The sequence below is a fragment of the Paenibacillus sp. XP01 genome (genome assembly GCF_057364885.1).
This window is the reverse complement of the sequence record NZ_CP139481.1, coordinates 6,138,096-6,165,000: the sequence shown is the minus strand read 5'-3', so window position 1 is coordinate 6,165,000 and position 26,905 is coordinate 6,138,096. Positions and strand designations below refer to the sequence as shown.

Genomic DNA, 26,905 nt, shown 5'->3' with positions numbered 1-26,905 from the left:
GAAAAGATCAGTGAGAATCTGATCCGCCGAAAGCCTAAGGGTTCCTGAGGAAGGTTCGTCCGCTCAGGGTAAGTCGGGACCTAAGGCGAGGCCGAAAGGCGTAGTCGAAGGACAACAGGTCGAAATTCCTGTACCACCGTAAATCGTTACGAGCGATGGGGGGACGCAGTAGGGTAGTGACGCAGGCTGATGGATGCCTGTCCAAGCAGTGAGGCTGGTTAGTAGGCAAATCCGCTAACCGTAAGGCTGAGCTGTGATGGGGAGTGAAAATTACAGTAGCGAAGGTCATGATCTCACACTGCCAAGAAAAGCCTCTAGCCAGATGAAGGTGCCCGTACCGCAAACCGACACAGGTAGGCGAGAAGAGAATTCTAAGGCGCGCGGAAGAACTCTCGTTAAGGAACTCGGCAAAATGACCCCGTAACTTCGGGAGAAGGGGTGCCCCGGTAGTGTGAATAGCACGAGGGGGCCGCAGTGAAAAGGCCCAAGCGACTGTTTAGCAAAAACACAGGTCTGTGCGAAGCCGTAAGGCGAAGTATACGGGCTGACGCCTGCCCGGTGCTGGAAGGTTAAGGGGAGCGGTTAGGGAGCAATCCCGAAGCTGTGAACCGAAGCCCCAGTAAACGGCGGCCGTAACTATAACGGTCCTAAGGTAGCGAAATTCCTTGTCAGGTAAATTCTGACCCGCACGAATGGCGTAACGACTTGGGCGCTGTCTCAACGAGAGATCCGGTGAAATTTTAATACCTGTGAAGATGCAGGTTACCCGCGACAAGACGGAAAGACCCCATGGAGCTTTACTGCAGCTTGATATTGAATTTGGGTACGATCTGTACAGGATAGGTGGGAGCCTGAGAAGCATGAGCGCCAGCTTGTGTGGAGGCACCGTTGGGATACCACCCTGATCGTATCTAGGTTCTAACCTGGTGCCCTAATCGGGTACGGGGACAGTGTCAGGTGGGCAGTTTGACTGGGGCGGTCGCCTCCTAAAGAGTAACGGAGGCGCCCAAAGGTTCCCTCAGAATGGTTGGAAATCATTCGAAGAGTGCAAAGGCATAAGGGAGCTTGACTGCGAGACCTACAAGTCGAGCAGGGACGAAAGTCGGGCTTAGTGATCCGGTGGTACCGCATGGAAGGGCCATCGCTCAACGGATAAAAGCTACCCTGGGGATAACAGGCTTATCTCCCCCAAGAGTCCACATCGACGGGGAGGTTTGGCACCTCGATGTCGGCTCATCGCATCCTGGGGCTGAAGTAGGTCCCAAGGGTTGGGCTGTTCGCCCATTAAAGCGGTACGCGAGCTGGGTTCAGAACGTCGTGAGACAGTTCGGTCCCTATCTGTCGTGGGCGTAGGAAATTTGAGAGGAGCTGTCCTTAGTACGAGAGGACCGGGATGGACGTACCGCTGGTGTACCAGTTGTTCCGCCAGGAGCACCGCTGGGTAGCTATGTACGGACGGGATAAGCGCTGAAAGCATCTAAGCGTGAAGCCCCCCTCAAGATGAGATTTCCCAGTATGTAAGACCCCTTGAAGACGACGAGGTAGATAGGCTGGGGGTGGAAGTGCAGCAATGCATGGAGCTGACCAGTACTAATCGGTCGAGGGCTTATCCAAGAAATGCAGGTTCTAAGATCGCAAATTTCGTTTCGAATCCAGTTTTCAGAGAGCAATCTCTGAGTGAAAAACGGGTACATCACTTGATGTGCGGATCGTTTTTCAATCCAAAGCAAAATCGTTTGGTGGCGATGGCGGAGGGGTTCCACACGTTCCCATCCCGAACACGACCGTTAAGCCCTCTAGCGCCGATGGTACTTGGACCGCAGGGTCCTGGGAGAGTAGGAAGCCGCCAAGCGAAGAACCACTGCCGATGACATCGGCAGTGGTTTTTTTATTTTATAATAATAAGTATACATGAATTGACTTTGTTCCGTACCTCTGACAGACTCATAAGATAAGACATTCTTTTGGATCAATGGCTTATAGTGGCTCAATCCGAAAATTCAGAGAACGAGGTGCAGAAGGATATGGACATTCGCAAATTAACGACAGATGACTACGAAGACAGCATTGCGCTCTCCCAGTATGCCTTTCAGTACGTTTTGACCGAAGAAAAGAAGGAGAAGCGGCGCAGTCAGTTTAATGCTCAGGATACATGGGGTGTATATGAAGGAGGACAACTGGGAGCAAAACTCCACATTGTTCCTTTTGAGACCTATATTCATGAAAAGGCGTTTGCCATGGGCGGGATTGCGGGAGTTGCCACCTGGCCCGAATATCGACGCAAAGGATGGGTCGCCAGCTTATTGCGCCATGCGCTAAAAGAAATGAATCGCAACAAGCAAAGCATTTCGTTTTTACATCCATTTTCATTTGGCTTTTACCGCAAATACGGATGGGAAGCGTACATCGAATACAAGAAGTATCGAGTCCCGGTAACGCATCTGCCTGCAAAGAAGGAGACCCCTGGTACGATTCGTCGGGGTGAGCCTGAGCTCGAACTGCTCGATACGATATACCAGGCTTACGCAAGCCGGTTTAACGGAACGCTCGTTCGGGATCGAAATTGGTGGGAGTACTCCGTATTGACGGAAGGTACCAGCCAGAAGGCCGTGTATTACGATGCAGCCAAACAACCGCAGGGCTACGTTTTATACGAGGTGAAGGATCGCAAGTTTACCATCGATGAGATGGTCTGCCTGAACGAAGAAGCGAAACAGGGGCTCTGGACATTCATTGCCAACCACGATTCCATGATCGAAGAGGTGACGCTTCAGGCGCCTGCGAGCGATGATCTTGCTTTTCGACTGGATAATCCGCGAATCCAGCAGGAGATCGTTCCATACTTTATGGCGCGAATCGTGAGCGTGGAGCAGTTTGTATCGCAGTACCCTTTTGCAGACCTGGATTCCCCGATTCGTCTTATGCTTCAAGTCCAGGACGAACATGCTCCGTGGAATGAGGGCGTATGGGAATTGAATATTGCGTTAAACGGCACGGCCTCCATCTGGAAGTCTTCTGCAGAAACGAACGCGAACGGCCAAGACGTCAAGGTCAGCATTCAGACGCTAACAACGATGCTTTTGGGCTATAAAAGACCTTCGGAGCTGTTGGCTATGGGTCGTATTGAAGGCAATACGGAGAGTGTGGCCGCACTGGAACGGGCCATTCCGAATAGGGAGACGTATCTGCTGGACTTTTTTTGAGATGTCCTGCCGGAAACGGTGGGGAGCGAGGAATTCCCGATTGGGGCATGGTACGCTTAACGAGAGATACGGAGAAAATGGAAGACAAAAGGACTTCTTTCCACGATGGAGAGAGGTTTTTTTGTATATGCGGAATATTTCGTGTAAAATCGTAAAAAATGAAGGAAGACCCCTCTTGGCAAAACCACAGAATATGTTATAATGTAAACAAAGTCAAAGAAAGTCAAAGTCAACTGAAAGTCGAAATCAGCCTTGATCTTGTGGTGATAAGGCGAATTTCCATCAGAACTTCAAGCGTCCTCACCCACCGGTTGCCGGCTTGGAATGCAGATTCGTTGTTTCCTTGAATGGTTAAAATGGGGGAGAGGTTGTACTCTGTGGGGGCGTGTGGGTCCTAATTGACTTAACGTTTCAAACAGTGGAGGATGAGTCGATGCGTAATATCTCTGATGTTATCGAACAATATCTGAAGAGTATTTTGCATGAAAGTCCCGAGGGGATGATTGAGATTCAGCGCAACGACCTTGCTGATCAATTCTCATGCGTGCCTTCGCAGATCAACTATGTCATCAGCACGCGTTTTACGCTCGAAAAAGGTTACCTGGTCGAAAGCAAACGTGGTGGCGGCGGTTATGTCCGGATACAGCGGATCGAATTGCCCGCACATTCGGACCTACATCACCATTTGCACCATAGCATAGGCGAGGAGATCGGGCAGACGGCGGCTGAGGGGCTGATTTATCAACTTGAGGAAGCGCGTTTCCTGAGCAAGCGGGAGGCAGCTTTAATGCGTGCCGCGATGTCGAGGGAAATTATAATGGTCAAACTTCCTTACCGGGATCAAATTCGTGCCAGAATGTTGAAAGCAATGATCATCTCGTTGCTCGGTAAATAAAACGTTTGGGGGGTACATCATTATGCTGTGCCAAGAATGCAACAAACGTCCGGCGACACTTCATTTCACGAAAATCGTAAATGGAGAAAAGACGGAATTTCATATTTGCGAGTCATGTGCTCGCGAAAAAGGGGAGATTATCCCCGGAACAGCAGGCGGATTCTCGATTCACAACCTGTTGTCGGGGTTGCTTGATTTCGATCCTGCCGGCAAAAACGGCTCCGCAGGCGCATCCTCTCCACAATCGCTGAGATGCGAAGAGTGCGGAATGACCTATTCACAGTTTAGCAAAATCGGCCGATTCGGCTGCAGCTCATGTTATAAATATTTCGACAGTCGGCTGGATCCGTTATTCAAGCGGGTGCATGGCAGCACCTCTCATGTGGGTAAGGTCCCTGCGAGAGCGGGGGGACGCATCAAGCTGAAACGGCAAATCGCCGATCTGAAGAAGGACCTTCAGGAAAGCATTGCCGGAGAGGAATTCGAAGCCGCCGCGGGGATCCGCGATCAGATCCGGGAGCTTGAAAAACGGCTGGCTCAGGAGTAAAGTTTGGTCAAGAGTCATGAGTAGGAGGGATATGCAAATGCCTAGTCTGCGCTTCACGGAACAGGCACTAAGCGACTGGATGCGAAGCGATGCAGCCGATTCCGAAATCGTCATCAGCAGCCGCGTTCGAATCGCCCGCAACCTGCAGCACTATCCGTTTCCGATGCTGGCCACCAACCAGCAATCCGAAGAAGTGCTGAACAAACTGAGCGAAGTGCTTCAACATGATGATATTCGGGCTTTTGCCAACTTCCACACGTTGGAATTGGCAGATGTCCCTGACCTTGATAAAAGGGTGCTCGTCGAGAAACATCTGATCAGTCCCAGCTTGGCGAGCGAGTCCAGAAATGGCGCCGTCATTCTGAGCGAGGATGAATCCATCAGCATCATGATTAACGAAGAGGACCATCTGCGCATCCAATGTCTTTATCCGGGATTTCAGGTGAAGGAAGCGTGGGAGAGGGCATCTTCGATCGATGATGCTTTTGAAGCCCATGTGGATTATGCCTTCGATGATCGAAGAGGTTATCTGACCAGCTGTCCGACGAATGTAGGCACAGGGGTCAGAGCATCGGTCATGATGCATCTGCCTGCACTGGTCATGACACAGCAGATTGGCCGTATTTTGACGGCCGTTTCCCAAGTGGGGCTTACCGTACGAGGCATCTATGGGGAAGGCAGTGAGGCGATGGGAAACCTGTTCCAGATTTCCAACCAGATTACGCTTGGACAGACGGAGCAGGAAGTCATCGACAATCTGCACGGCGTGGTGCTCCAAATTATCGAGCATGAACGTACAGCGAGAAAACGTTTGATGACGGACTCCAGGCTGCGAATCACGGATAGGGTGATGCGTTCTTACGGTATTTTGTCCTATGCGGCTGTCATGGATTCCAAAGAAGCGGCACAGCGCCTTTCCGACGTCAGGTTGGGTGTGGACCTTGGTCTCCTTGATGGATTGTCCATCCCCGTCATGAATGAGCTTAACGTCATGACGCAACCCGGCTTTTTGCAGAAAACGTTCGGGGAAGACATGCGAGCGGATGAACGGGACATCTACCGTGCGCAGCTGATTCGTGATACGATCAGTACAACCAAAAATTCCTAACAGCTTCACCAGAGAATCGATTTGGGTTTCACGTCCGCGTTAAAGCGGCTTTTATATAATGATATTATTCGCGGCATATGGCCGCAAAAAAGCATCACAACAAAGATTACTACAGCGGAGCCTTTGATTAGAATGGTCCCGCTTATATCCAAAACCATGGAGGTGCAGGAGATATGATGTTTGGAAGATTTACGGAACGGGCCCAGAAGGTGCTCGCACTCGCGCAGGAAGAAGCTGTCCGTCTCGGTCACAATAACATCGGTACAGAGCATATTTTGCTCGGCCTCATTCGAGAAGGCGAAGGCATTGCGGCCAAAGCGCTGATCGGCCTGGGACTCGGATTGGAAAAAATTCAAGATGAAGTAGAGACGCTGATTGGCCGCGGCCAGGAGCAGCCTACGAACATTGCATATACGCCTCGTGCGAAAAAAGTGATCGAATTGTCCATGGATGAGGCACGCAAGCTGGGCCACACTTATGTGGGCACAGAACATATTTTGCTTGGTCTGATCCGCGAGGGTGAAGGCGTTGCGGCACGTGTGCTCAACAATTTGGGTATCAGCCTCAACAAGGCTCGTCAGCAAGTATTGCAATTGCTTGGCAGCAGCGAAGCGGTATCCAGCCATAATGGAGCACCTGCGAACGTTAGCACGCCAACGCTGGACAGCTTGGCCCGCGATTTGACGGCATACGCGAAAGAAAACAACCTTGATCCGGTTATTGGCCGCAGCAAGGAAATCGAACGCGTAATTCAGGTGTTGAGCCGCCGCACCAAAAACAACCCGGTATTGATCGGGGAGCCGGGCGTAGGTAAAACGGCGATTGCCGAAGGCCTTGCCCAAAAAATCATCAATAACGAAATTCCGGAAACGCTGCGAGACAAACGCGTAATGACTCTGGATATGGGTTCGGTCGTTGCAGGTACGAAATACCGGGGCGAATTCGAAGATCGTTTGAAAAAAATCATGGACGAAATTCGTCAGGCAGGCAACATCGTGCTGTTCATTGACGAGCTGCACACCCTGATTGGTGCAGGTGGAGCCGAAGGCGCCATCGATGCTTCCAACATCCTGAAACCGGCGCTGGCACGCGGTGAGCTGCAATGCATCGGGGCAACAACGCTGGATGAGTACCGCAAATACATCGAGAAAGACGCTGCGTTGGAGCGCCGTTTCCAACCGATTACGGTGGATCAGCCTTCTCCGGAAGAAGCCATTCAAATTTTGCACGGCTTGCGTGATCGTTACGAAGCGCATCACCGCGTGAAAATTACGGATGAGGCCATTGTACAGGCCGTGAAACTGTCCGATCGGTATATTACGGATCGTTTCCTGCCGGACAAAGCGATTGACCTGATTGACGAAGCGGGTTCCAAAGTAAGGCTGAACTCGTATACCATTCCGCCGAATCTGAAACAGCTGGAAGGCCGTCTTGAAGATATCCGCAAGGAGAAAGACGCAGCCGTCCAAAGCCAGGAATTCGAAAAGGCGGCAGCGCTGCGCGATACTGAACAAAAAATTCGCGAAGAACTGGATCTGACCAAAAACCAATGGAAAGAAAAACAGGGGCGCACCGATTCCGAAGTAACACCGGAAGACATCGCTCAAGTCGTAGCGAACTGGACCGGCATTCCGGTGAACAAGCTGAAAGAAGAAGAAACTCAGCGTTTGCTGAATCTGGAGCAAATTTTGCATGAACGCGTCATCGGTCAGGATGAAGCCGTTAAATCCGTGAGCCGTGCCGTACGCCGCGCACGTGCCGGTCTGAAAGATCCGAAGCGTCCAATGGGCTCCTTCATCTTCCTCGGTCCAACCGGGGTCGGTAAAACCGAGCTGGCTCGTGCCTTGGCAGAAGCGATGTTCGGTGACGAAAATGCGGTAATCCGCATCGACATGTCCGAATATGGCGAGAAACACTCCACGGCTCGTCTGGTCGGAGCGCCCCCAGGATACGTTGGTTATGAAGAAGGCGGTCAGCTGACCGAGAAAGTGCGCCGCAAACCATATTCCGTCGTATTGCTGGACGAAGTTGAGAAGGCACACCCTGAAGTGTTCAACATCTTGCTGCAGGTGCTGGAGGATGGACGCCTGACCGATTCCAAGGGCCGGGTTGTCGACTTCCGCAATACCCTCATCATTCTGACATCCAATGTCGGAGCTGAAGCGATCAAACGCAATTCCACGCTCGGCTTCACCGCGGTTATGGATGCGGGCGCCGATTACAGCAACATGAAGGGCAAAGTGATGGATGAGCTGAAGAAAAGCTTCCGTCCGGAGTTCTTGAACCGGATCGACGAAATCATCGTATTCCATTCTCTCGAAGAGAAACATATCGCCGAGATCGTTTCTCTTATGAGCGAAGAACTGCGCAAACGTCTGCGTGATTACGATGTGGACTTCGAATTGACGGATTCGGCCAAAGCGTTCCTGGCTAAAGCAGGCTTTGATCCCGCTTACGGTGCACGTCCATTGCGCCGGGCCATTCAGAAGCACATCGAGGATCGTCTGTCCGAAGAATTGCTCACAGGCAGCGTAAAGAAAGGCGATTCGTTGTTGATTGATGAAAAAGACGGCGAGCTGTCGGTTACGAAAAAGGAAATTGCTCCTGCCAACGAGGAAATCGAAACCAAATAAGCGGATCTTCATGGACGGGTTCCGTCCTAGATCCGACCATAAAGTTAATCCTTTCGGCTTCGGCCGATCGGACGTTAAGTACAAAGAGGCCTGCCGATTTTTGGCGGGCCTCTTTTTGCTATGCAACAACATGTGTAAAGTTTGCGATAATCCTTTACGAAAAATCTCAAACAATGGTAAACTTTTAGTATGCCTGCCTGTCAGGATGTTCGGGTCAAAATTCGTCGAAAAATGCAAAACGTTGAAATAAAATAAAACTTTTCAGGAGGCTGAAGTGGCTAAAACAAAAACCAAGTTTCAGTGTACAGAATGCGGCTACGAAGCCCCGAAGTGGTACGGCAAATGCCCAGGCTGCCAATCCTGGAACTCCATGGTGGAGGAAACGGAAACAATTGTCAAAACGCAGGGAAGAAATTCACCTCTGTTTGACAGTAAAGATAAACCCCTTCCCATCATAAACATAGATAGTGGCCAGGAACCTCGCGTGCATACGGGCATCGGTGAGTTGAACCGCGTGCTGGGCGGCGGCATCGTTCCAGGCTCCCTTGTATTGGTAGGGGGAGACCCCGGAATCGGGAAATCCACGCTGATGCTTCAGACATCCCATGCGTTAACCCATTCAGGTTTGAGGGTGTTATACGTTTCGGGGGAGGAGTCGGTGAAACAAACCAAATTGCGGGCAGATCGCCTCAATGCGTTATCGCCCGAATTGTACGTTTTATGCGAGACGAATATGGAACGTGTTGAAGAGGCGGTGGAGCAGATCCAACCGCATTTTCTTGTCATCGATTCGATCCAGACCGTGTACTTGCCCGAGGTGACCAGCGCCCCCGGCAGCGTTGCCCAAGTCAGGGAGTGTACCTCGCGATTCATGCGAATTGCGAAAGGCAAGGGCATTGCAACCGTACTTGTGGGGCATGTTACGAAGGAAGGAGCCATTGCGGGTCCCCGCTTGCTGGAGCATATGGTGGATTGCGTTCTTTATTTCGAGGGAGAGCGTCACCACACGTATCGCTTGTTGCGAGCGGTCAAAAACCGTTTCGGCTCAACGAACGAGATCGGCATTTTCGAAATGGGCGAGGATGGGCTGCGCGAAGTGGGCAACCCTTCCGAATTGTTTTTGTCGGAGCGTCCGCTCGGCGTGGCAGGATCTACCGTCGTCGCCAGCATGGAAGGCACGCGGCCGATGCTTGTGGAACTGCAGGCGCTGATATCGGCAACCCACTTTCCATCCCCGCGCCGGATGGCGACAGGCATCGATCATCATCGTTTAAACCTGATCATTGCCGTGCTGGAGAAAAGGATGGGCATGTTTTTGCAAACGCAAGACGCCTATCTGAACGTGGCGGGCGGAGTCCGTCTGGATGAGCCGGCTGTTGACCTGGCCGTCGCGGTCAGTATAGCATCCAGCTTGCGGGATGTGCCGACCAAGCCGGATGACGTCATTTTTGGCGAAATCGGCCTGACGGGGGAGGTCAGAGCGGTATCGCGTGCAGAACAGCGCGTAAAGGAAGCGGAAAAGCTTGGATTTAAACGGGTCATTTTACCCGAAAAAAGTTTGAAGGGATGGAAGCATCCCCGCGGAATACAGTTGATCGGTGTGAATACTGTGGCAGATGCACTAGCGGTTGCTTTAGATTAGGGGGCATAAGAGATGAAGGATTCGAGCCAACTGGATAAAATGAATGATTTATTAAGGCTGATCGCGCCAGGCACACCGTTCCGGGAAGGGTTGGAGAACGTGCTGCGCGCCAAAACGGGAGCATTGCTGGTCGTCGGCTACAGTCCCGAGGTTATGGAAGTGGTGGATGGAGGATTCTCCATTAATTGCGACTTCTCCCCGAACTATTTGTATGAGCTTGCCAAAATGGACGGCGCCATCATTCTTAGCGAAGATTTGAAGCGCATTTTATATGCCAATACTCAGCTGATCCCGGATTCATCGATCTCGTCCTCAGAGACGGGCATTCGTCACCGAACAGCGGAACGTGTGGCAAAGCAAACGGGAAAACTCGTCGTTTCCATCTCCCAACGGAGAAATATCATTACTCTTTATCAAGGAACGCTGCGATACTCGCTCAAGGAGATCGGAGTCATTTTGACGAAAGCGAATCAGGCCATCCAGACGCTGGAGAAATACAAGGCGGTTCTCACGCAAGCTCTGACGAATCTTAGCGCATCGGAATTCGAAGAGCTGGTGACGATTCCGGAGGTGGTCAATGTCATCCAACGGACCGAGATGGTCATGCGCATCAAAATGGAAATCAAACGTTACATCCACGAGCTTGGCAACGAAGGACGGCTGATTTCGATGCAAATGGAGGAACTGGTCGGCACAACGGAGGAAGAAGCCTGGTTGCTCTATAAGGATTATGCGCGCGACGATAGCGATGAAAAAATCCGCGATATCATTTTGGGATTGAAACGGTTGTCTGACGACGAATTGCTGGACGCGCATCATATCGTGCGTTTGTTAGGTTATCCTTCCTCCGCTGCGACATCCGAAGAATCGGTTGCGCCTCGCGGATTCAGGGTATTGAATAAGATACCTCGTCTTCCCAACGTGATCATTCACAATTTGGTGGAACGGTTCGAACAGCTTCCGCACGTGATCATGGCAACGATCGAAGAATTGGATGAGGTGGACGGCATCGGTGAAGTCCGTGCCCGAACGATCAAGGAAGGCCTGAAACGTCTGCAGGAGCAGATGTTCATTGACAGACAGATGTAACCCTTAACTCCACGGTGCCGTAAACAGGTAAGAATGGAATATTTGAACGTGAATAGGGTTCTGCGAGAATGGTTCCAAGACGATGAGGTGAACAACGATGATAACAAGATTCATTCCGAATCTCTTTACCCTGGGCAATCTGTTTCTTGGAATGATGGCGATTCTGCTGGCAATCAACGAAAGTTACAGCTTGGCTGCCATTATGGTCATCATCGCCATGCTGCTGGATGGTTTGGATGGCAGGGTGGCCCGGGCTCTAGATGCTCAAAGCGACTTCGGGAAAGAATTGGATTCCCTTTCGGACATGGTTTCGTTTGGAGCAGCGCCAGCGCTGATCATGTTCATGGTATCGTTTCAGGACACCCTGCCCATGCTGGCATGGATCGCCACGGCAAGCTTCCCCATCTGCGGCGCGATCCGTCTGGCTCGCTTTAACGTACGTCCCGGAATCCCGGGGTATTTTACGGGTCTTCCGATTCCGGCAGCCGGAGGCGTGCTTGCAACGCTGACGTTGTTCAATAAAGACATCAGTCCGGTCAGCATGATGATTGCCACGCTCTTGTTGTCTTATCTTATGGTCAGCTCCCTCAAGTATCCCAATTTCAAAAAAGTGGGCTTTCCGCGAAAGGCGATATGGATCGCACCCTGGGTTGTATTGCTGGCCGTGGGGATGGCGGTGATGTTCCCGGAGCAGTTATCCAAACTGATTTTTATCCCCTTGGTGTTATACGCACTCTACGGAATGAAACATAGCATGCGAACCACCGCGTCCCGAAACCGGGCCAAAAAGCGCAAGGACGAAAAATCCTCCCGGTGATTCCAATTGACGTTGTGCCGTTCATTATTATTGCATAGCCGATCCAAGAAACATGAGAAAAGCACGCATTTTCCGAAAGGAAAGAGGCGTGCTTTTTTGAATTTATTTTCCATGCCACCTAGGTGCCAGGAAATGATTTATGCAAGTGATATTAACTTAACGATTTGCAAGCCGTGTGATCTGTATTTTACTTAAGACAAATTAAACATGCCAAGCGTCGAGCATTTCTGGGACTCGCTTTCGACGACGTCTTCCATGCTAATGTTCAGCAGATTGCAGAGTGCCGACATATAAAACAGGTTGCGGCCCAGTTCGGAGCTGATAACCTCCTTGCAGTTTTCGCACAATTCACCTTCCACATGGGTCTCGAGCAAGGGCGTATTTTGCGCAATATTGCGCTCGGGAGCATACTTCTGCTTGGTGGCGTGCAGTTCAATGCAGCCACACTCGGTAATGGCCTTGGACACGGCACGGTTCACGGAAGCACCGGCTTGTCCCGTTTTGGACAGTACATCAATCAGACTGCGATGACGAAGCAACAGCTCGGAAACCTGATCCTGAAATGCCTGTAAACTTGGCGTACTCATTTTGCCCACTCACCTCGGTTATGAATTGAATTCATTATATGCCAATAATTTACCTCCTTCAACCAAGGATTGCTTCACTTCCAAAAAGTTCTTGTTTAACGGATTAGCAATCCACGAATTGGATCATACTGGATATGAGAAAACATTTGAAGGAGGTGCAGGGGACTTATGTGGAAAAGAGGCATTTTAACTTTTACGGGATTGTGCGGTGCATGGTTTGGTTACACGGCATATCAACTGGCTGGAAAATCGGTCCCTTGGATGGCGGAATGGATTCAATCGGCAGGATTGTTGGGCGCAGGCATAGCGACCATTCTCGGTGCGGTGCTGTTCATCGCATTATGCAGCATTGGAGGAACAATGCTTGCCGCGAAATTGAATCATGGCATTGATGCACTGGCCAAAATTCCGATGAACGAACTGGCTGCTGGTGCAGCCGGCATCCTCACAGGACTTGTCGTTGCGCTGCTGCTCTCCCCGTGCCTGGCATGGTTGGGAACATCCGGGGAAGTGCTTCAGCTGGCTTTGACGATGATCAGTGCGTATTCGGGATACATGCTGGCCATGGCAAAGAAAGAGGATCTGGCAGCCTTCTGGATGTCCGGACGCTGGGGACACGGCGATGGTGCAGAAGAAGAGAGACGGCTCGAGGAGCACAAAATTTTGGATACGAGTGTCATCATCGATGGCCGCATCGCGGATATCTGCAAAACCGGATTTATTGAGGGAACCATCGTCATTCCGGAATTCGTGCTGGAGGAGCTGCAGCATATTGCCGATTCCTCGGATCTGCTCAAGCGTAACCGCGGCCGGCGTGGTCTGGACATTCTGAACAAAATCCAGAAAGAGCTCGACGTTAAAGTTTTGATCTACGAAGGAGATTTCGAAGAGATTTCCGAGGTCGACAGCAAGCTGGTCAAGCTGGCCAAAGTACTGCAGGGCAAAGTGGTAACCAACGATTTCAACCTCAACAAAGTGTGCGAGCTTCAAGGGGTTTCGGTGCTGAACATCAACGACCTTGCCAATGCAGTGAAGCCGGTGGTGCTGCCTGGCGAAGAGATCATGGTACAGATCATCAAGGACGGCAAGGAAAACGGTCAGGGCGTCGCTTATCTGGATGACGGCACCATGATCGTAGTTGAAGGCGGGCGCGATTACATCGGCCTGATGATGGAGGTGCTCGTCACCAGCGTACTGCAGACTTCTGCGGGACGAATGATTTTTGCGAAACCGAAACTGTTGGAAAAAGCCCAATAAAGCGGTATGATGGGTAGTGTGTCGTTTGGCGATAGCCCGAACGCGTCCCGAGGCGCGGGAATATCGATCAGCGATAAACTGACAGACAAGGCAGGGATCGCGGCATGAGGAAAGAATGGGGCGTTGTCGTTGTGGCAGCAGGACGGGGAACCCGAATGGGTACCGATGAGAGCAAGCAGTTTCTGCTGCTGCAGGACAAGCCCGTTTTCATACATACGCTTGAAGTGTTTGCCGCTTTGGACGACATTGGCGAAATCGTGCTGGTGACTGGAGCGGCGGACGTTGAACGCTGCCTGAAATGGGTAAAGGAATATCGTCTGGAATCGCGCGTACGCGTCATCCCCGGAGGGAAGGAGCGGCAACATTCGGTGCATGAAGGCTTAAAAGCTCTGGGCACCGAGTGGGTCCTCGTTCACGACGGGGTTCGTCCTTTTGTGAGCGGGGAACAGATTCGGGCTTGCATGCAGGCCGCGATAGACATTGGAGCTGCCGTGCTGGCTGTACCGGTGAAGGATACGATCAAACAAGTCAATGCTGAGGGCATCGTCATTGCAACGCCCGAACGCAGCAGTCTGTGGAGCATTCAGACCCCGCAGGCTTTTCGTCTTTCTTCCCTGCTCCATGCGCACGAGTCGGCGGAACGGGACGGATTTCTGGGAACGGACGATGCCATGCTGGCGGAGCGCCACGGCATGTCCGTCAAAGTTGTGGAAGGCAGTTATACCAATATCAAATTGACTACACCGGAAGATTTGCATTATGCCGCATTTGTGCTGGGGGGAGAGAAGAAACAATGATACGCGTAGGACAAGGGTTTGACGTACACCAACTGGTAGAGGGGCGCCCGTGCATTATTGGCGGAGTCACGATCCCGCATGACAAAGGTTTGCTGGGGCATTCCGATGCCGACGTGCTGCTGCATGCCATCAGCGATGCCATTCTCGGGGCGCTTGCTCTGGGAGACATCGGCAAGCATTTCCCGGATACGGATCCCGAATTCAAGGATGCCGATAGTCTGAAGCTGCTTGAGCATGTATGGAAGCTCGCCAAAGAGCGTGGATACCGTTTGGGTAACATTGATTCGACCATCATTGCCCAGAAGCCGAAAATGGCTCCGTATATCCCTCAAATGGCGGAGATCATTGCCAAGGCGCTTGAAGCGGACGTGGAGCAAGTCAACGTCAAAGCGACGACGACCGAGCAGCTTGGATTCCCGGGCCGAGGAGAAGGCATAGCTGCCCAATCCGTGGTTTGCCTGGTTCGGGGACCCGTGGTATCATCAACGAATTAGAGACGGAGGGGATAGTATGAGCACGGAAGTTCGTGTGCGCTATGCGCCGAGTCCGACGGGGCACCTGCATATCGGGAATGCCCGGACCGCGCTGTTTAACTACTTGTATGCCAAACACAATAACGGAAAATTCATCATCCGTATCGAGGATACGGACGTGAAACGCAACATTGCGGGCGGGGAAGAAAGCCAGCTGAAATATTTGAAATGGCTGGGCATGGATTGGGACGAGAGCATTGATGTGGGCGGCGAATACGGACCGTACCGCCAAACCGAGCGCCTTGACATCTACCGGAAATATACGCAGGAATTATTGGATAAAGGGCTGGCATACCGCTGCTACTGCACGGAAGAAGAACTGGAGCAGGAGCGTGAGGAGCAGACCGCGCGTGGCGAAACGCCGCGTTATTCAGGCAAGCACCGGAACCTGACTCCGGAGCAAATTGAGGCGTTCGAGGCCGAGGGCCGCGTGGCTAGCATCCGTTTCCGCGTACCTGAAGAGCGGGTATACACGTTCGATGACATGGTGAAGGGCACTATTTCGTTTAACAGCAAAGAGAGCGGAGACTTCGTCATCGTAAAAAAAGACGGCATTCCCACGTACAACTATGCCGTTGCCATTGACGATCATCTGATGAAAATCACCCACGTGCTGCGGGGAGAGGATCATATTTCGAACACGCCGCGTCAGCTGATGATTTACGAAGCGCTCGGCTGGGAGCCGCCGATATTCGGCCACATGACGCTGATCGTAGGCGAGAACCACAAAAAGCTGAGCAAACGCGACGAATCCGTCATTCAGTTCATCTCGCAGTATGAAGAGCTCGGTTATTTGCCCGAAGCGTTGTTCAATTTCATTTCCTTGCTTGGCTGGTCTCCGGAAGGGGAAGAAGAAATTTTCTCGCAAGAGCAGCTGATTTCCATTTTTGATACGAAGCGCCTGTCGAAGAGCCCGGCAGTTTTCGATACGAACAAGCTGGCCTACCTGAACAACCATTACATCAAAAATGCCGATCCGGAACGAATTGCCGAAATGGCCATTCCGCATTTGCAAAAAGCGGGCCGCCTTCCGGCCGAATTGTCGTCCGAGCAGCGGGAATGGGCGCACGCGCTTGTACGTTTGTACCAAGAGCAAATGACGGCTGCTTCCGACATCGTGGCCTTGTCTGAGGTGTTTTTCCGCTCGAGCCTGGAACTGGACGAGGAAGCAAGTGCTGTTCTGGCAGAGGAGCAAGTGCCGACCGTGCTGAAGGCTTTTGCCGATAAGGTACAGGACAGCGATGAATTCACGCCAAGCAAAATGGCTGCTTTGATCAAGGAAGTGCAGAAGGAAACCGGGTTTAAGGGCAAACAGCTCTTTATGCCGATTCGTGTAGCGTTGACCGGTCAAACCCATGGTCGCGATTTGAACCAAACGATCGTGCTGCTGGGCAAGGATACGGTCATCGAGCGTCTGCACGCACAGGTTCAAGGCGCGTAACTCGTTTAACATTTTGTGCGTCTGAGGCAAGGAACGTTATTGTCAGTCTCTGTCCTTTTCGCTATAATAGCAACACAAAGGCATAAGTTTTGATTTTAGATGTTCAATTTACGTTAATCATACAAACGGCAAGGACCGGGAGGAGTACGCTGAACCGGACAGCACCAGAGAGGATGGTCCCGTTCGCAGGGTTGAAAAGGCCTGTGAGCGGTGGCTGCGAGCCATCCGCTGTCCGTCAGCCGAATTGCGCCCGTGAGCCGCACAGCCGAATCCGGCCCCGCCTGAGCACGAATAGATCAGGAAAACGTCAGGATAGGTTATGCCGAGTGGTTCCCGTTACCGGACCGCAAGAGGGTTCTTGCGTGCGTTACGCATATTTTGCGTTGCTTACGAAAGAACCAAGCAGAGTGGGACCGCGACCAACGCCTCTGCAGCTTCGGGCTGCAGGGGCGTTTTTTTATTGCACCTGGGAGCGCGGACTCACGATTATCCTGCGGAAGCCATTAGGGTGCGCGATGGTGGTTCGCTTTAAAAATCCCGGTACACCAATGCATGAGAGAGGATTCGAGCTTGGCGCACGATCATGAAGATCCTGTTTCCTGCGCAAGCGGGAGAACGCAGAACTGAACAAGAGGGGAAGAACATGTTCAAAAAGATCAGATCGGATATTCAGGCGGTATTTGAAAACGATCCGGCGGCGCGCGGTTGGTTTGAGGTGGTGTTTACCTATTCCGGCTTGCACGCCATATGGGCACACCGCATGGCACACGCGTTGTACAAACGGAAATGGTTTTCTTTGGCACGGGTTATTTCGCAAGTCAGCCGCTTTATGACAGGTATTGAGATTCACCCTGGCGCAACGATCGGCGAGCGGTTGTTCATTGACCACGGCATGGGCGTCGTGATTGGCGAAACGTGCGAGATCGGCGATGATGTCGTCATCTACCAGGGGGTGACCCTCGGGGGGACCGGGAAAGAAAAGGGAAAGAGACACCCCACAATTGGCAATAATGTGGTTATCTCGTCAGGTGCAAAGGTGCTGGGTTCATTTCGCGTCGGCGATCAGAGCAATATCGGCGCCAATTCGGTCGTGCTGAAGGAAGTTCCGCCAAACAGTACGGTGGTGGGCATTCCGGGAAAGATCGTCAAACGGGACGGCAAACGGGTGGATCGCTTGAACCAGCAGCTTCCCGATCCGGTCGTTGACTCCTTGCGCAGCATGCAGCAGGAAATCGAACGATTGCGGGACGAAATGCGTACAATGCAATCAGCGCGCGAAACCGAGCGCGAGCGTGATACAATTAACGGGGGAAGCAAAGGTTAATTTGGCAGAGGCTTGCACCGGTTAAGCGGCTGTTGATACGATCGCTCTCCCGTGCCAAAGAACGGTGATTAACGTTCAGAATTTTAGGTTCAGGTTTTATATACGGAAACGGACGAAAGGAAAGTGACTATGACGCTTCATATTTATAATACGATGAGTCGTGTGAAGGAAGAATTTGTTCCCCAAGAGCAGGGGAAGGTAAAAATGTATGTATGCGGCCCGACCGTATATGATTATATTCACATCGGGAATGCCCGGCCGGTGATCTTTTTCGACGCGGTTCGCGGTTATCTTGAACAGATCGGCCATGAAGTGAATTATGTCGTGAATTTTACCGATGTCGACGACAAGCTCATCCGCAAAGCAGAGCAGCTTGGAACAGATGTGCCTCATGTCGCCGAGAAGTTCATCGCGGCGTATTATGAAGACCTTGAAGGATTGGGCATTCCGAGAGCGAGCAGCAATCCGCGCGTAACGGAGAACATGCCGCTTATCATCGATTTTATCCGTGAGTTGGTCGACAAAGGGTATGCCTATGAAAACGGAGGGGACGTCTATTACCGCACGGGCAAGTTCCCCGAGTATGGCAAATTGTCCAAGCAAAACCTGCAAGAGCTGCAGTTCGGCATCCGCATCGGCGTGGATGAGCGCAAGGAACATCCCGAAGATTTCGTGCTTTGGAAGGCTGCGAAGCCGGGAGAGATTTATTGGTCGAGCCCATGGGGAGACGGGCGTCCGGGCTGGCATATCGAATGCTCGGCCATGGCGCGCGAATATTTGGGCGACACGCTCGATATCCATGGCGGCGGACAGGATTTGCAGTTCCCGCACCATGAGTGCGAATGCGCGCAATCCGAAGTGCTGACCGGCAAGCCGCTGGCCAATTATTGGATGCATAACGGCTTTATCCGCATCGATAACGAAAAAATGTCGAAATCGCTCGGAAACGGCGTGTTGGTCAAAGATTTGCGAACACAATACAAACGCGAGGCCATCCGTTATTTTATGTTGTCGACGCATTATCGCAATCCGTTGAACTTTACGGAGGATACGATGGAGCAAGCTCAGAAAAGCGTAGACCGGATCGCGAACGCTGTGGGCAACCTCAAGCACCGTCTGCAGGCCGTGACGATGGAACGGGAAACTTCGGCGGAGCTGGCAGCCCGCCTGGAACAGATTCGCAGCCAGTATCATGAGAAGATGCAGGATGATTTCAATACGCCTGACGCGATCACGGCATTGTTCGAATGGGCTGCCGAGGCCAACCTTCTGCTGCAGCAGGATGTGGTCAATGCGGGAGACATTCGCGCGCTGCTGGAATTGTTCGCGGAATTGAACGCCGTGCTCCGCCTTTATACGGAAGCGGAGCCGGAGCTTCTGGACGAGGAGATCGAGCGTTTGATCGAAGAGCGCACCGAAGCGCGCAAAGCGAAAAACTGGGCAAGAGCCGATGAAATTCGCGACATTTTGTCGGCAGAAGGCATTTTGCTGGAGGATACGGCACAAGGCATGAGATGGCGGCGCAAATGAGCGAGGGCCTGAAGAAAACGTCCATAGACTCCACCGCTCCCAACGTGGCTGAAACGACTGGACACGACGCGGATCTGCAGGCTGAGCCGGCAGGCGGGGCGGCGGATTCGTCCGGCGGTCGTTCGGCGGAACGCTCGGCCGGGGGCTGGTTCCCGTATCCCCCTTCGCGTCCGGCCCATCTGATTCCGCCGATCGCTCTTGCTTACATCGGCGATGCGGTTTACGAAGTCGCGGTTCGACAATATTTGCTGTCCAAGCCCAATATGCGACCCGCTCATTTGCATCGAAGTGCGACGGGGCTGGTGTCGGCCAAGGCCCAGAGTCGAATTTTGGCAGGCATCGAAAGTTTGCTGAACGAAAAAGAACAGGATATCGTCCGGCAGGGACGCAACGCCAAGTCGGGCAGCGTTCCGAAAAATGCAGACGTGCTCGAGTACAGGCATGCCACGGCGCTGGAATGCCTGATCGGCTATTTGTACAGCAGCGGACAACATGAACGGATGATCGAGTTGATTACACAGGGCATCGAACACGCCCAAAGCTTGACGAAATAAACGGAAAATCAACGAAATGCGCGAAGTTGAGCATGGGGACAGGCTGTCGAATCGGCCCGACCCAACAACTTGGCGCTACAGAGAGGATAGAACGAAACATGGAAGAAGAATGGATTGCCGGCAAACACTCCGTCACAGAGGCGCTGCGTTCAGGCCGGACCATCAACAAAATATGGATTGCAGATACGGCGCAAAAACATTTGACAGGACCGATCATTGCGGAAGCCAAAAAACTGGGGATCGTTATCCAGCACGTGGACAAACGCAAGCTGGACCAAGCGGTCCCAGGCATTCAGCATCAGGGCGTGGTGGCCCAAGCCGCTCCCTACGCTTACGTCGAAGTAGAAGACATTTTGGCCGCGGCTGCGAAAAAGGACGAGCCTCCTTTCCTGATCTTGCTGGACGAGATTGAAGATCCGCATAACCTGGGTTCCATCCTGCGTACGGCAGACTGCACGGGAGCTCATGGCGTCATTGTGCCCAAACGCCGCTCGGCGGCCGTTACGGCTACGGTGTCCAAAACTTCGGCAGGAGCGGTGGAATACGTGCCTGTAGCCCGGGTCAGCAACCTGGGCCAAACGATTGATCGGCTGAAAGAGGCAGGGGTATGGGTAGTCGGCACGGACGTTGCCGCGACAGAGAACGTGTTTGGCAACGGCGTGTTCACGGGTCCCGTAGCGCTTGTGATCGGAAACGAAAACAAAGGCATGGGCCGGCTCATTCGCGAGAAATGCGACGTGCTCATCAAACTGCCGATGCAAGGCCAGATCAATTCGCTCAACGCTTCGGTAGCTGCGGGCGTTGTCATGTATGAAGTGCTCCGGTCGCGCCAAGCGCAAGGATAACAGCCATGGCTGATTCCCGTGATGTGCTTCTTGTGGACGGGTACAACATGATCGGTGACTGGCCGGAACTGACCCGATTGGCGGAAAGCGGGCTGGAGGAAGCGAGGAATCGGCTTCTTTCCCGCCTTGCGGACTATCAGGCATTTTCCGGCCGCCGGGTCATCGTGGTGTTTGACGCATACCTCGTGCCCGGACTCGGCAAGTCGTATTCCCAGAGCAAGGTTCAGATTTATTTTACCAAGGAAAAAGAGACGGCCGATGAATGCATCGAGAGACTCGTTCGGGAGTTGAGCACGCGAAGACGCCAAATCTACGTAGCTACCAGCGATATGGTGGAACAGCATGTCATTTTCGGTCAGGGAGCGCTAAGGGTATCTGCCAGGGAGCTGCTCATCGAGGTCGAGCAGAATGAAAAAGAACTGCAAAAGCGGCTCGAAGAAGATCAGGCGAAATCCACGCGAAATACGCTTGGGGCCAAGCTGAGTCCCGAAATATTAAAGCAATTCGAACGCTGGCGCCGGGAGTGATCCGGGGAAATTCGGCGATGTCTGGCATAAATTTCAATCTTGAAACTCTTGACAATTATGTTATTCATGATCTTTTTTAGGGACGGCGTGGTTGACGGTGTGAGGTGGCATCATATATACTGTTCGTATATTTCATAGAGTAGAGTAACGGGGGTACCTTGCGTTGCAGCCGGAGGGATTGTCTGTGAGTGTCGACCTCAAAGATATCATGTTATCCAAGTATGATTACCAAAGCGACGAAGACATTGTCGAAGCGGTCCGTGAAGGTGAGAGCGAAGCGCTGGAATATCTGATCAACAAATATCGGAATTTCGTACGCGCCAAGGCGAGATCTTATTTTCTGATTGGGGCTGATCGGGAGGACATCATTCAGGAAGGGATGATCGGCCTCTACAAGTCTATTCGGGACTTCAAAGGGGACAAGCTGGCCTCGTTCAAAGCGTTTGCCGAGCTGTGCATTACCAGGCAGATTATTACGGCAATCAAGACAGCGACGCGGCAGAAGCACATTCCGCTGAATTCCTATGTGTCACTTGATAAGCCAATTTATGACGAAGAATCCGATCGTACGTTACTCGACGTAATTTGTGGAACACAGGTTAGCGATCCAGAGGAACTGATCATCAACCAGGAAGAGTTTGTTGGCCTGGAAGACAAAATGTCGGAGATTCTGAGCGACCTGGAACGAAAAGTGCTGATGCTGTATTTGGACGGAAGATCCTATCAGGAAATTGCCGTAGACCTGGATCGGCATGTGAAATCGATTGATAATGCGCTTCAGCGCGTCAAGCGCAAGCTGGAGAAGTATTTGGAAGTTCGTGATCATTGAGCTGGATAAGAAGTTGTCGTTGACGGAAAAGGCTCGGAAGTTGAGTCTTTTTTTGCTTGTCTTTCGTTTAGAAAATTTGAAAATGACTATACTAGTAATCGCTTGGTTCGAGCAGGAGCAGAGGAAAAAAAGGAGAGGTGAAGCGGCTGCGTAACGGCCGGAACTTTTACCAGGTTCTGAAAGGTGATTCTTTCGTTGACATGGAAATACCCTTATGATAAAGTGTTTTAGGTAGGCCTAAATTCGCGGCTTTTTTTTAGGTTCAATTAAGAGACTCTGCTTCAAAGTGGAAGTCTTCGGGAGGTGTACATCATGCGGGTAATTATTACTTTGGCTTGTACAAATTGCAAACAAAGAAATTACACAACGACAAAGAACAAGCGTAATCACCCCGACCGCATGGAGATGAAGAAATTTTGCAAGTTTTGTAACGAGCAGACTTCTCATCGCGAAACCAGATAGTTTTTGGGAGGTGTAGTCGGCGTGAAACGCAGTTTCAAATCTCTGTTTTCCTTTTTCTCCGAAAGCTGGGCTGAACTTAAAAAGGTTCGCTGGCCTAATCGTAAAGAGCTGACCAACTACACATTGATCGTTCTAGGCACTGTTGTGGTTATGACGCTGTTTTTTTGGGTCGTTGATATCGGCATCTCCGCTGTGATCGAAGCGATTATTTAAGAAGGGTCCCAGGTGGCTTGATATGGAAAAAAGATGGTACGTTGTTCATACCTACTCCGGGTATGAGAATAAGGTCAAAGCCAATTTGGAAAGACGCGTAGAGTCCATGGGCATGGAAGACAAAATTTTCCGCGTTCTTGTTCCTATGGAAGAAGAAGTGGTAAACAAGGACGGCAAGAAAAAAACCGTCATGCGTAAAGTTTACCCCGGATATGTTTTGGTGGAAATGATCCAGACGGACGATTCTTGGTATGTTGTTCGCAACACGCCAGGGGTTACGGGATTTGTCGGTTCGACAGGTTCCGGGTCCAAGCCAACCGCCTTGCTGCCCGAAGAAGTGGAACAAATTCTGAAGCATATGGGCATGGTTGAACCGAAGCCGAAAATTGAATTCGATATTAAGGAATCCGTGCGCATCAAAGTGGGTCCTTTTGCGAATTTTGTGGGCTCCGTGGAAGAAATTTTGGTAGACAAAAGCAAGTTGAAGGTTCATGTGAACATGTTTGGACGGGAAACGCCGCTTGAGTTGGAATATACCCAAGTGGAGAAGATATAGCTCTTCAAGTTTCTTGTGGGAGGACCGGAAGGTCCGGTGACCACTATTTCGCAAGGAGGTGTCAATCATGGCAAAAAAGGTAATCAAAATGGTAAAACTGCAAATTCCAGCAGGTAAAGCGAATCCAGCGCCTCCAGTAGGTCCGGCTTTGGGTCAAGCGGGTGTCAACATCATGGCATTCTGTAAAGAGTTCAATGCGCGTACAGCTGATCAAGCGGGATTGATTATTCCTGTTGAAATTACAGTATTCGAGGACCGTTCCTTTACGTTCATCACCAAAACTCCACCAGCAGCAGTCCTGCTGAAAGTTGCGGCGAAAGTCGAAAAAGGTTCCGGCGAACCGAACAAGAAAAAAGTTGCTACCGTTAAACGCGACACAGTTCGCCAAATCGCGGAGCAAAAAATGCCTGACCTGAATGCAGCGAACGTTGAGTCCGCTATGCGTATGGTCGAAGGTACTGCCCGTAGCATGGGTATCACCATCGAAGACTAATTTTTCTTAGGAAACATGGCTTCGTAAAGCCGGCCGATTCGCGGCCGGTCAATGTGGGAGGTATATCCGCTAAAACCACAAAGGAGGAATATAACATGGCTAAACACGGTAAAAAATACCTGGAAGCTGCCAAGCTGATCGACAGCGAAGCAACTTACGAGCCTTCAGAAGCTGTTGAGCTTGTGAAAAAGGCAGCCACTGCTAAGTTCGATGAAACCATCGAAGCTGCAGTGCGTTTGGGCGTAGACCCTCGTAAACAAGACCAGGCTGTACGTGGTGTTGTTGTCCTGCCGCATGGTACAGGTAAAACACAACGCGTACTGGTATTTGCAAAAGGTGACAAAGCGAAAGAAGCGGAAGCGGCTGGCGCGGATTATGTTGGCGATGCAGATATGATCAACAAAATCCAACAAGGCTGGTTCGAATTCGATGTCTGCGTAGCGACACCTGATATGATGAGCGAAGTAGGTAAATTGGGCCGTCTGCTCGGCGGTAAAGGCCTGATGCCTAACCCTAAAGCCGGAACGGTAACTTTCGACGTAACCAAAGCTGTTCAAGAAATCAAAGCTGGTAAAATCGAATACCGTCTGGATCGTGCAGGTCAAATTCATGCACCGATCGGTAAAGCCTCTTTCACTGCAGAGCAACTGAACGAGAACTTGAAAGCTCTCATGGACGCTCTGAACCGTGCTAAACCGGCGGCAGCAAAAGGTGTTTATCTGAAGAACGTTTCTCTTTCTTCCACGATGGGCCCTGGCGCACGCGTGAACGCAGCTGCTTTTAGATAATATCTGTTGACAGACTTGTTCTGTTCTGATATGCTATAAGAGTTGTGAGTCCGAGTGACTGACCGTTGATATTTGAATATGCTTACCGTAGACAGTAGGTGCCTCAGGGCTTAATTTCCTACCGAGGTGTGATTATAGAGCTTAGACTGATTTCGGATCGGTTATGAGTATATATCAAGCCTTCGTGATTCTACGGAGGCTTTTCTTATTGGGATAAGTCCGGTGTGCCGGACGTGAAATTTGACAGGAGGTGTACAGTTTGGCAAATGCAAAAGTGATTCAAGCAAAAGAAGAGTCCGTTGCAGTAATTACGACAAAATTGCGCGAGAGCGCAACGACAGTTGTGGTTGACTACCGCGGATTGAACGTTGCTCAAGTAACTGAGTTGCGTAAGCAACTTCGTGAAGCCGGAATCGAATTCCAAGTGCTGAAAAACACGTTGCTTCGCCGTGCGACTGCTGCAGCAGAACTGACTGAACTCGATAGCGTTCTGACAGGTCCTACTGCGATTGCATTCAGCGGAGAAGACGCTGTGGCTCCAGCCAAAATTCTGAACGACTTCGCTAAAAAGAACGACAAGCTGGAACTTAAAGGTGGAGTTGTTGAAGGTCGCGTAGTGGGTGTAGAGGAAGTCAAAGCGCTGGCAGAACTGCCATCCCGCGAAGGTCTCCTTTCCATGCTCCTCAGCGTGCTTCAAGCGCCAGTGCGCAACTTCGCGCTTGCGGTTAAAGCTGTTGCAGAAAAAGAAGAGCAAGGCGCGTAAGCTTCTTGATCTGAATGCTGCTTAAGCGGTAATGAAATAAAAAAAATCTAAACTATATATGGAGGTTCAATCATGAGCAAAGAGCAAATCTTGGAAGCAATCAAAGGCATGACTGTACTGGAACTGAACGATCTCGTTAAAGCAATCGAAGAAGAATTCGGCGTAACTGCTGCAGCTCCAGTAGCTGTTGTAGGCGGCGGCGCTGCTGCAGCTGAAGCTGAGCAATCCGAATTCGACGTAATCCTGGCTAACGCTGGTGCGTCCAAAATCAACGTAATCAAAGCAGTTCGCGAAATTACAGGTCTGGGCCTGAAAGAAGCGAAAGAAGTAGTAGACAACGCTCCAAAAGCGTTGAAAGAAAAAGTAAGCAAAGAAGAAGCTGAATCCATCAAAGCTAAATTGGAAGAAGCAGGCGCTACAATCGAAGTTAAATAATTTAGCTTATTCTAGCTAACATTATTAAACAAAACAACAAACCCCTTGAACTACTTCAAGGGGTTTGTTGCTGTAATTGTACATGGAAAGCGAGTGAGGACATGTCCAATCATTATTATTCGGATAAACCGCAAGTGGCGCATGACAGAAAAGTGAATGAATCGCTGCTGCGCGGGTTTGGAATGCGGTTCGTTTCGGACGCAGGGGTGTTTTCCAAAAACGGAATTGATTATGGCAGCAGAGTATTGATCGATGCGATGGAATTGCCTGCAGGTGCGCTTGTCTTGGATGTTGGCTGCGGATATGGGCCGATCGGGCTCACGGCAGCAAAGCTTGTGCCGAATGGACATGTCACCATGATTGATATCAACGAGAGAGCGGTTGAGCTTTCCAAGGAAAATGCACGGGCGAATGGCGTTGCCAATGTTACGGTGATGCAAAGCAATCTACTTGCTGAAGTGGAGAGAACGGATTTTGACGTCATTCTGACCAATCCGCCCATCCGAGCCGGCAAAGACACGGTTCATGCTATTTTTGAGCAGGCGTACGATCATTTGAAGATGGGTGGTTCACTATGGGTGGTCATTCAGAAAAAGCAAGGAGCGCCGTCGGCCAAGGCTAAACTGGAGTCTTTGTTTGCAAGGGTGGAAGAGGTTACGAAGGACAAAGGTTATCGCATTTTTAAAGCTACAAAGGACGAAGTGGTGGTTTCATAATCTTTTCTTCGTTTTTTGTAAAGTAAGCAGGCATAAGATTTTTTAGCAATAGGACTATTGACTTGAAAAACCAGTCGTGGTATTATTATAAAATGTCAGTATTAAGATGCCCTACTTGGCTTTAGCTAACTAAAAATGTCCACCTTTTTTGCGCCGAACGGGCATATTATGCCTACGTTTGGCGTATAATATGTACATTTTGGGCAAACTGGGGATAAGTATGATTGGCAAGATATCCACCGAATACAAGGTTGCTCTTTTTTCGAACGACATTCGAGTAAGGGCTTTTCTTTATTTGTGGATGCATTGCTTTGCTCTGTA

Annotated in this window: 27 protein-coding genes, 2 rRNA genes and 1 other annotated feature (1 of these 30 running past the window's edge); of the genes, 28 read left to right on the top strand and 1 reads right to left on the bottom strand. The window is 51.0% G+C overall.

All coding sequences use genetic code 11. The features are described from left to right. From SNR34_RS27960 to pssA, 10 genes are all read left to right on the top strand, one after another. Positions 1-1,614: ribosomal RNA gene (locus SNR34_RS27960) — 23S ribosomal RNA — on the top strand; it begins 1,312 nt to the left of the window's first position. 121 nt (positions 1,615-1,735) lie between these two features. After that, positions 1,736-1,852 (top strand): 5S ribosomal RNA (gene rrf / locus SNR34_RS27955). A gap of 172 nt (positions 1,853-2,024) precedes the next feature. Continuing rightward, positions 2,025-3,203 (top strand): GNAT family N-acetyltransferase, encoded by a 1,179-nt coding sequence (locus tag SNR34_RS27950; protein ID WP_343262755.1) that lies wholly within the window; start codon positions 2,025-2,027, stop codon positions 3,201-3,203. A 433-nt stretch (positions 3,204-3,636) separates the two neighbouring features. Then, positions 3,637-4,098: a CtsR family transcriptional regulator gene (locus SNR34_RS27945; protein ID WP_236421367.1), complete on the top strand. Its 462-nt coding sequence runs from the start codon at positions 3,637-3,639 to the stop codon at positions 4,096-4,098. A gap of 22 nt (positions 4,099-4,120) precedes the next feature. Beyond that, a complete protein-coding gene (gene mcsA, locus SNR34_RS27940) occupies positions 4,121-4,645 on the top strand; it encodes a protein-arginine kinase activator protein McsA (protein WP_236421368.1) in 525 nt (174 codons plus the stop codon). Between the two features lie 37 nt (positions 4,646-4,682). Next, positions 4,683-5,753 (top strand): protein-arginine kinase McsB, encoded by a 1,071-nt coding sequence (gene mcsB, locus SNR34_RS27935; RefSeq protein WP_236421369.1) that lies wholly within the window; start codon positions 4,683-4,685, stop codon positions 5,751-5,753. 173 nt (positions 5,754-5,926) lie between these two features. After that, positions 5,927-8,386, top strand: a complete 2,460-nt coding sequence (gene clpC / locus SNR34_RS27930) for an ATP-dependent protease ATP-binding subunit ClpC (protein ID WP_236421370.1) — start codon at positions 5,927-5,929, stop codon at positions 8,384-8,386. 274 nt (positions 8,387-8,660) lie between these two features. Further along, positions 8,661-10,028 carry a DNA repair protein RadA gene (gene radA, locus SNR34_RS27925; protein WP_236421371.1) on the top strand — a complete coding sequence of 456 codons (1,368 nt, stop codon included), beginning with the start codon at positions 8,661-8,663 and terminating at the stop codon, positions 10,026-10,028. A 12-nt stretch (positions 10,029-10,040) separates the two neighbouring features. Continuing rightward, positions 10,041-11,117: a DNA integrity scanning diadenylate cyclase DisA gene (disA, locus tag SNR34_RS27920; RefSeq protein WP_236421372.1), complete on the top strand. Its 1,077-nt coding sequence runs from the start codon at positions 10,041-10,043 to the stop codon at positions 11,115-11,117. 97 nt (positions 11,118-11,214) lie between these two features. Beyond that, on the top strand, positions 11,215-11,934 hold the full coding sequence (gene pssA, locus SNR34_RS27915; protein ID WP_236421373.1) for a CDP-diacylglycerol--serine O-phosphatidyltransferase: 720 nt from the start codon (positions 11,215-11,217) through the stop codon (positions 11,932-11,934). A 191-nt stretch (positions 11,935-12,125) separates the two neighbouring features. Here pssA and SNR34_RS27910 read toward each other — a convergent pair whose 3' ends face one another. After that, complete coding sequence (locus SNR34_RS27910; RefSeq protein ID WP_236421374.1) at positions 12,126-12,521, bottom strand: nucleoside triphosphate pyrophosphohydrolase family protein; 396 nt, start codon at positions 12,519-12,521, stop codon at positions 12,126-12,128. Between the two features lie 168 nt (positions 12,522-12,689). On the opposite strand from SNR34_RS27910, the gene SNR34_RS27905 reads away from it, so the two are divergent. The 18 genes from SNR34_RS27905 (at position 12,690) to SNR34_RS27820 (ending at position 26,584) form a co-directional block, all read left to right on the top strand. Next, positions 12,690-13,778, top strand: a complete 1,089-nt coding sequence (locus tag SNR34_RS27905) for a PIN/TRAM domain-containing protein (protein WP_236421375.1) — start codon at positions 12,690-12,692, stop codon at positions 13,776-13,778. A gap of 104 nt (positions 13,779-13,882) precedes the next feature. Then, complete coding sequence (gene ispD, locus SNR34_RS27900; RefSeq protein ID WP_236421376.1) at positions 13,883-14,575, top strand: 2-C-methyl-D-erythritol 4-phosphate cytidylyltransferase; 693 nt, start codon at positions 13,883-13,885, stop codon at positions 14,573-14,575. Then, positions 14,572-15,069 carry a 2-C-methyl-D-erythritol 2,4-cyclodiphosphate synthase gene (ispF, locus tag SNR34_RS27895; RefSeq protein WP_236421377.1) on the top strand — a complete coding sequence of 166 codons (498 nt, stop codon included), beginning with the start codon at positions 14,572-14,574 and terminating at the stop codon, positions 15,067-15,069. Before ispD ends, ispF begins: the two co-directional genes overlap by 4 nt. Before the next feature lie 16 nt (positions 15,070-15,085). Next, positions 15,086-16,549 (top strand): glutamate--tRNA ligase, encoded by a 1,464-nt coding sequence (gene gltX / locus SNR34_RS27890; RefSeq protein WP_236421378.1) that lies wholly within the window; start codon positions 15,086-15,088, stop codon positions 16,547-16,549. A 643-nt stretch (positions 16,550-17,192) separates the two neighbouring features. After that, positions 17,193-17,873, top strand: coding sequence for a serine O-acetyltransferase (gene cysE, locus SNR34_RS27885; RefSeq protein WP_236421379.1), 681 nt, complete (start codon positions 17,193-17,195; stop codon positions 17,871-17,873). A 129-nt stretch (positions 17,874-18,002) separates the two neighbouring features. Next, the gene (gene cysS, locus SNR34_RS27880) at positions 18,003-19,403 is read left to right on the top strand and encodes a cysteine--tRNA ligase (RefSeq protein ID WP_486180632.1); all 1,401 of its coding nucleotides are present in this window, start codon (positions 18,003-18,005) and stop codon (positions 19,401-19,403) included. 179 nt (positions 19,404-19,582) lie between these two features. After that, positions 19,583-19,957: a Mini-ribonuclease 3 gene (locus SNR34_RS27875; RefSeq protein ID WP_236421430.1), complete on the top strand. Its 375-nt coding sequence runs from the start codon at positions 19,583-19,585 to the stop codon at positions 19,955-19,957. A gap of 98 nt (positions 19,958-20,055) precedes the next feature. Then, positions 20,056-20,802, top strand: coding sequence for a 23S rRNA (guanosine(2251)-2'-O)-methyltransferase RlmB (gene rlmB / locus SNR34_RS27870; RefSeq protein WP_339274795.1), 747 nt, complete (start codon positions 20,056-20,058; stop codon positions 20,800-20,802). Positions 20,803-20,807: 5 nt separating this feature from the next. After that, positions 20,808-21,329 carry an NYN domain-containing protein gene (locus tag SNR34_RS27865; RefSeq protein ID WP_343262750.1) on the top strand — a complete coding sequence of 174 codons (522 nt, stop codon included), beginning with the start codon at positions 20,808-20,810 and terminating at the stop codon, positions 21,327-21,329. A gap of 184 nt (positions 21,330-21,513) precedes the next feature. Further along, on the top strand, positions 21,514-22,158 hold the full coding sequence (gene sigH / locus SNR34_RS27860) for an RNA polymerase sporulation sigma factor SigH (protein ID WP_236421383.1): 645 nt from the start codon (positions 21,514-21,516) through the stop codon (positions 22,156-22,158). 312 nt (positions 22,159-22,470) lie between these two features. Continuing rightward, entirely contained in the window at positions 22,471-22,620 is a 150-nt protein-coding gene (rpmG, locus tag SNR34_RS27855) for a 50S ribosomal protein L33 (RefSeq protein WP_072735843.1), read from the top strand. 21 nt (positions 22,621-22,641) lie between these two features. Further along, a complete protein-coding gene (gene secE / locus SNR34_RS27850; RefSeq protein ID WP_236421384.1) occupies positions 22,642-22,833 on the top strand; it encodes a preprotein translocase subunit SecE in 192 nt (63 codons plus the stop codon). Positions 22,834-22,855: 22 nt separating this feature from the next. Beyond that, positions 22,856-23,389, top strand: a complete 534-nt coding sequence (gene nusG / locus SNR34_RS27845; RefSeq protein ID WP_236421385.1) for a transcription termination/antitermination protein NusG — start codon at positions 22,856-22,858, stop codon at positions 23,387-23,389. Positions 23,390-23,456: 67 nt separating this feature from the next. After that, on the top strand, positions 23,457-23,882 hold the full coding sequence (rplK, locus tag SNR34_RS27840) for a 50S ribosomal protein L11 (RefSeq protein WP_236421386.1): 426 nt from the start codon (positions 23,457-23,459) through the stop codon (positions 23,880-23,882). Between the two features lie 95 nt (positions 23,883-23,977). Then, positions 23,978-24,670, top strand: a complete 693-nt coding sequence (rplA, locus tag SNR34_RS27835) for a 50S ribosomal protein L1 (RefSeq protein WP_236421387.1) — start codon at positions 23,978-23,980, stop codon at positions 24,668-24,670. 67 nt (positions 24,671-24,737) lie between these two features. After that, positions 24,738-24,885, top strand: a sequence feature (ribosomal protein L10 leader region). A 44-nt stretch (positions 24,886-24,929) separates the two neighbouring features. Next, the gene (gene rplJ / locus SNR34_RS27830) at positions 24,930-25,433 is read left to right on the top strand and encodes a 50S ribosomal protein L10 (RefSeq protein WP_236421388.1); all 504 of its coding nucleotides are present in this window, start codon (positions 24,930-24,932) and stop codon (positions 25,431-25,433) included. 72 nt (positions 25,434-25,505) lie between these two features. Further along, on the top strand, positions 25,506-25,868 hold the full coding sequence (gene rplL / locus SNR34_RS27825; protein WP_236421389.1) for a 50S ribosomal protein L7/L12: 363 nt from the start codon (positions 25,506-25,508) through the stop codon (positions 25,866-25,868). 101 nt (positions 25,869-25,969) lie between these two features. Further along, positions 25,970-26,584 carry a class I SAM-dependent methyltransferase gene (locus SNR34_RS27820; protein WP_236421390.1) on the top strand — a complete coding sequence of 205 codons (615 nt, stop codon included), beginning with the start codon at positions 25,970-25,972 and terminating at the stop codon, positions 26,582-26,584. The last annotated feature ends 321 nt before the right edge of the window (positions 26,585-26,905 follow it).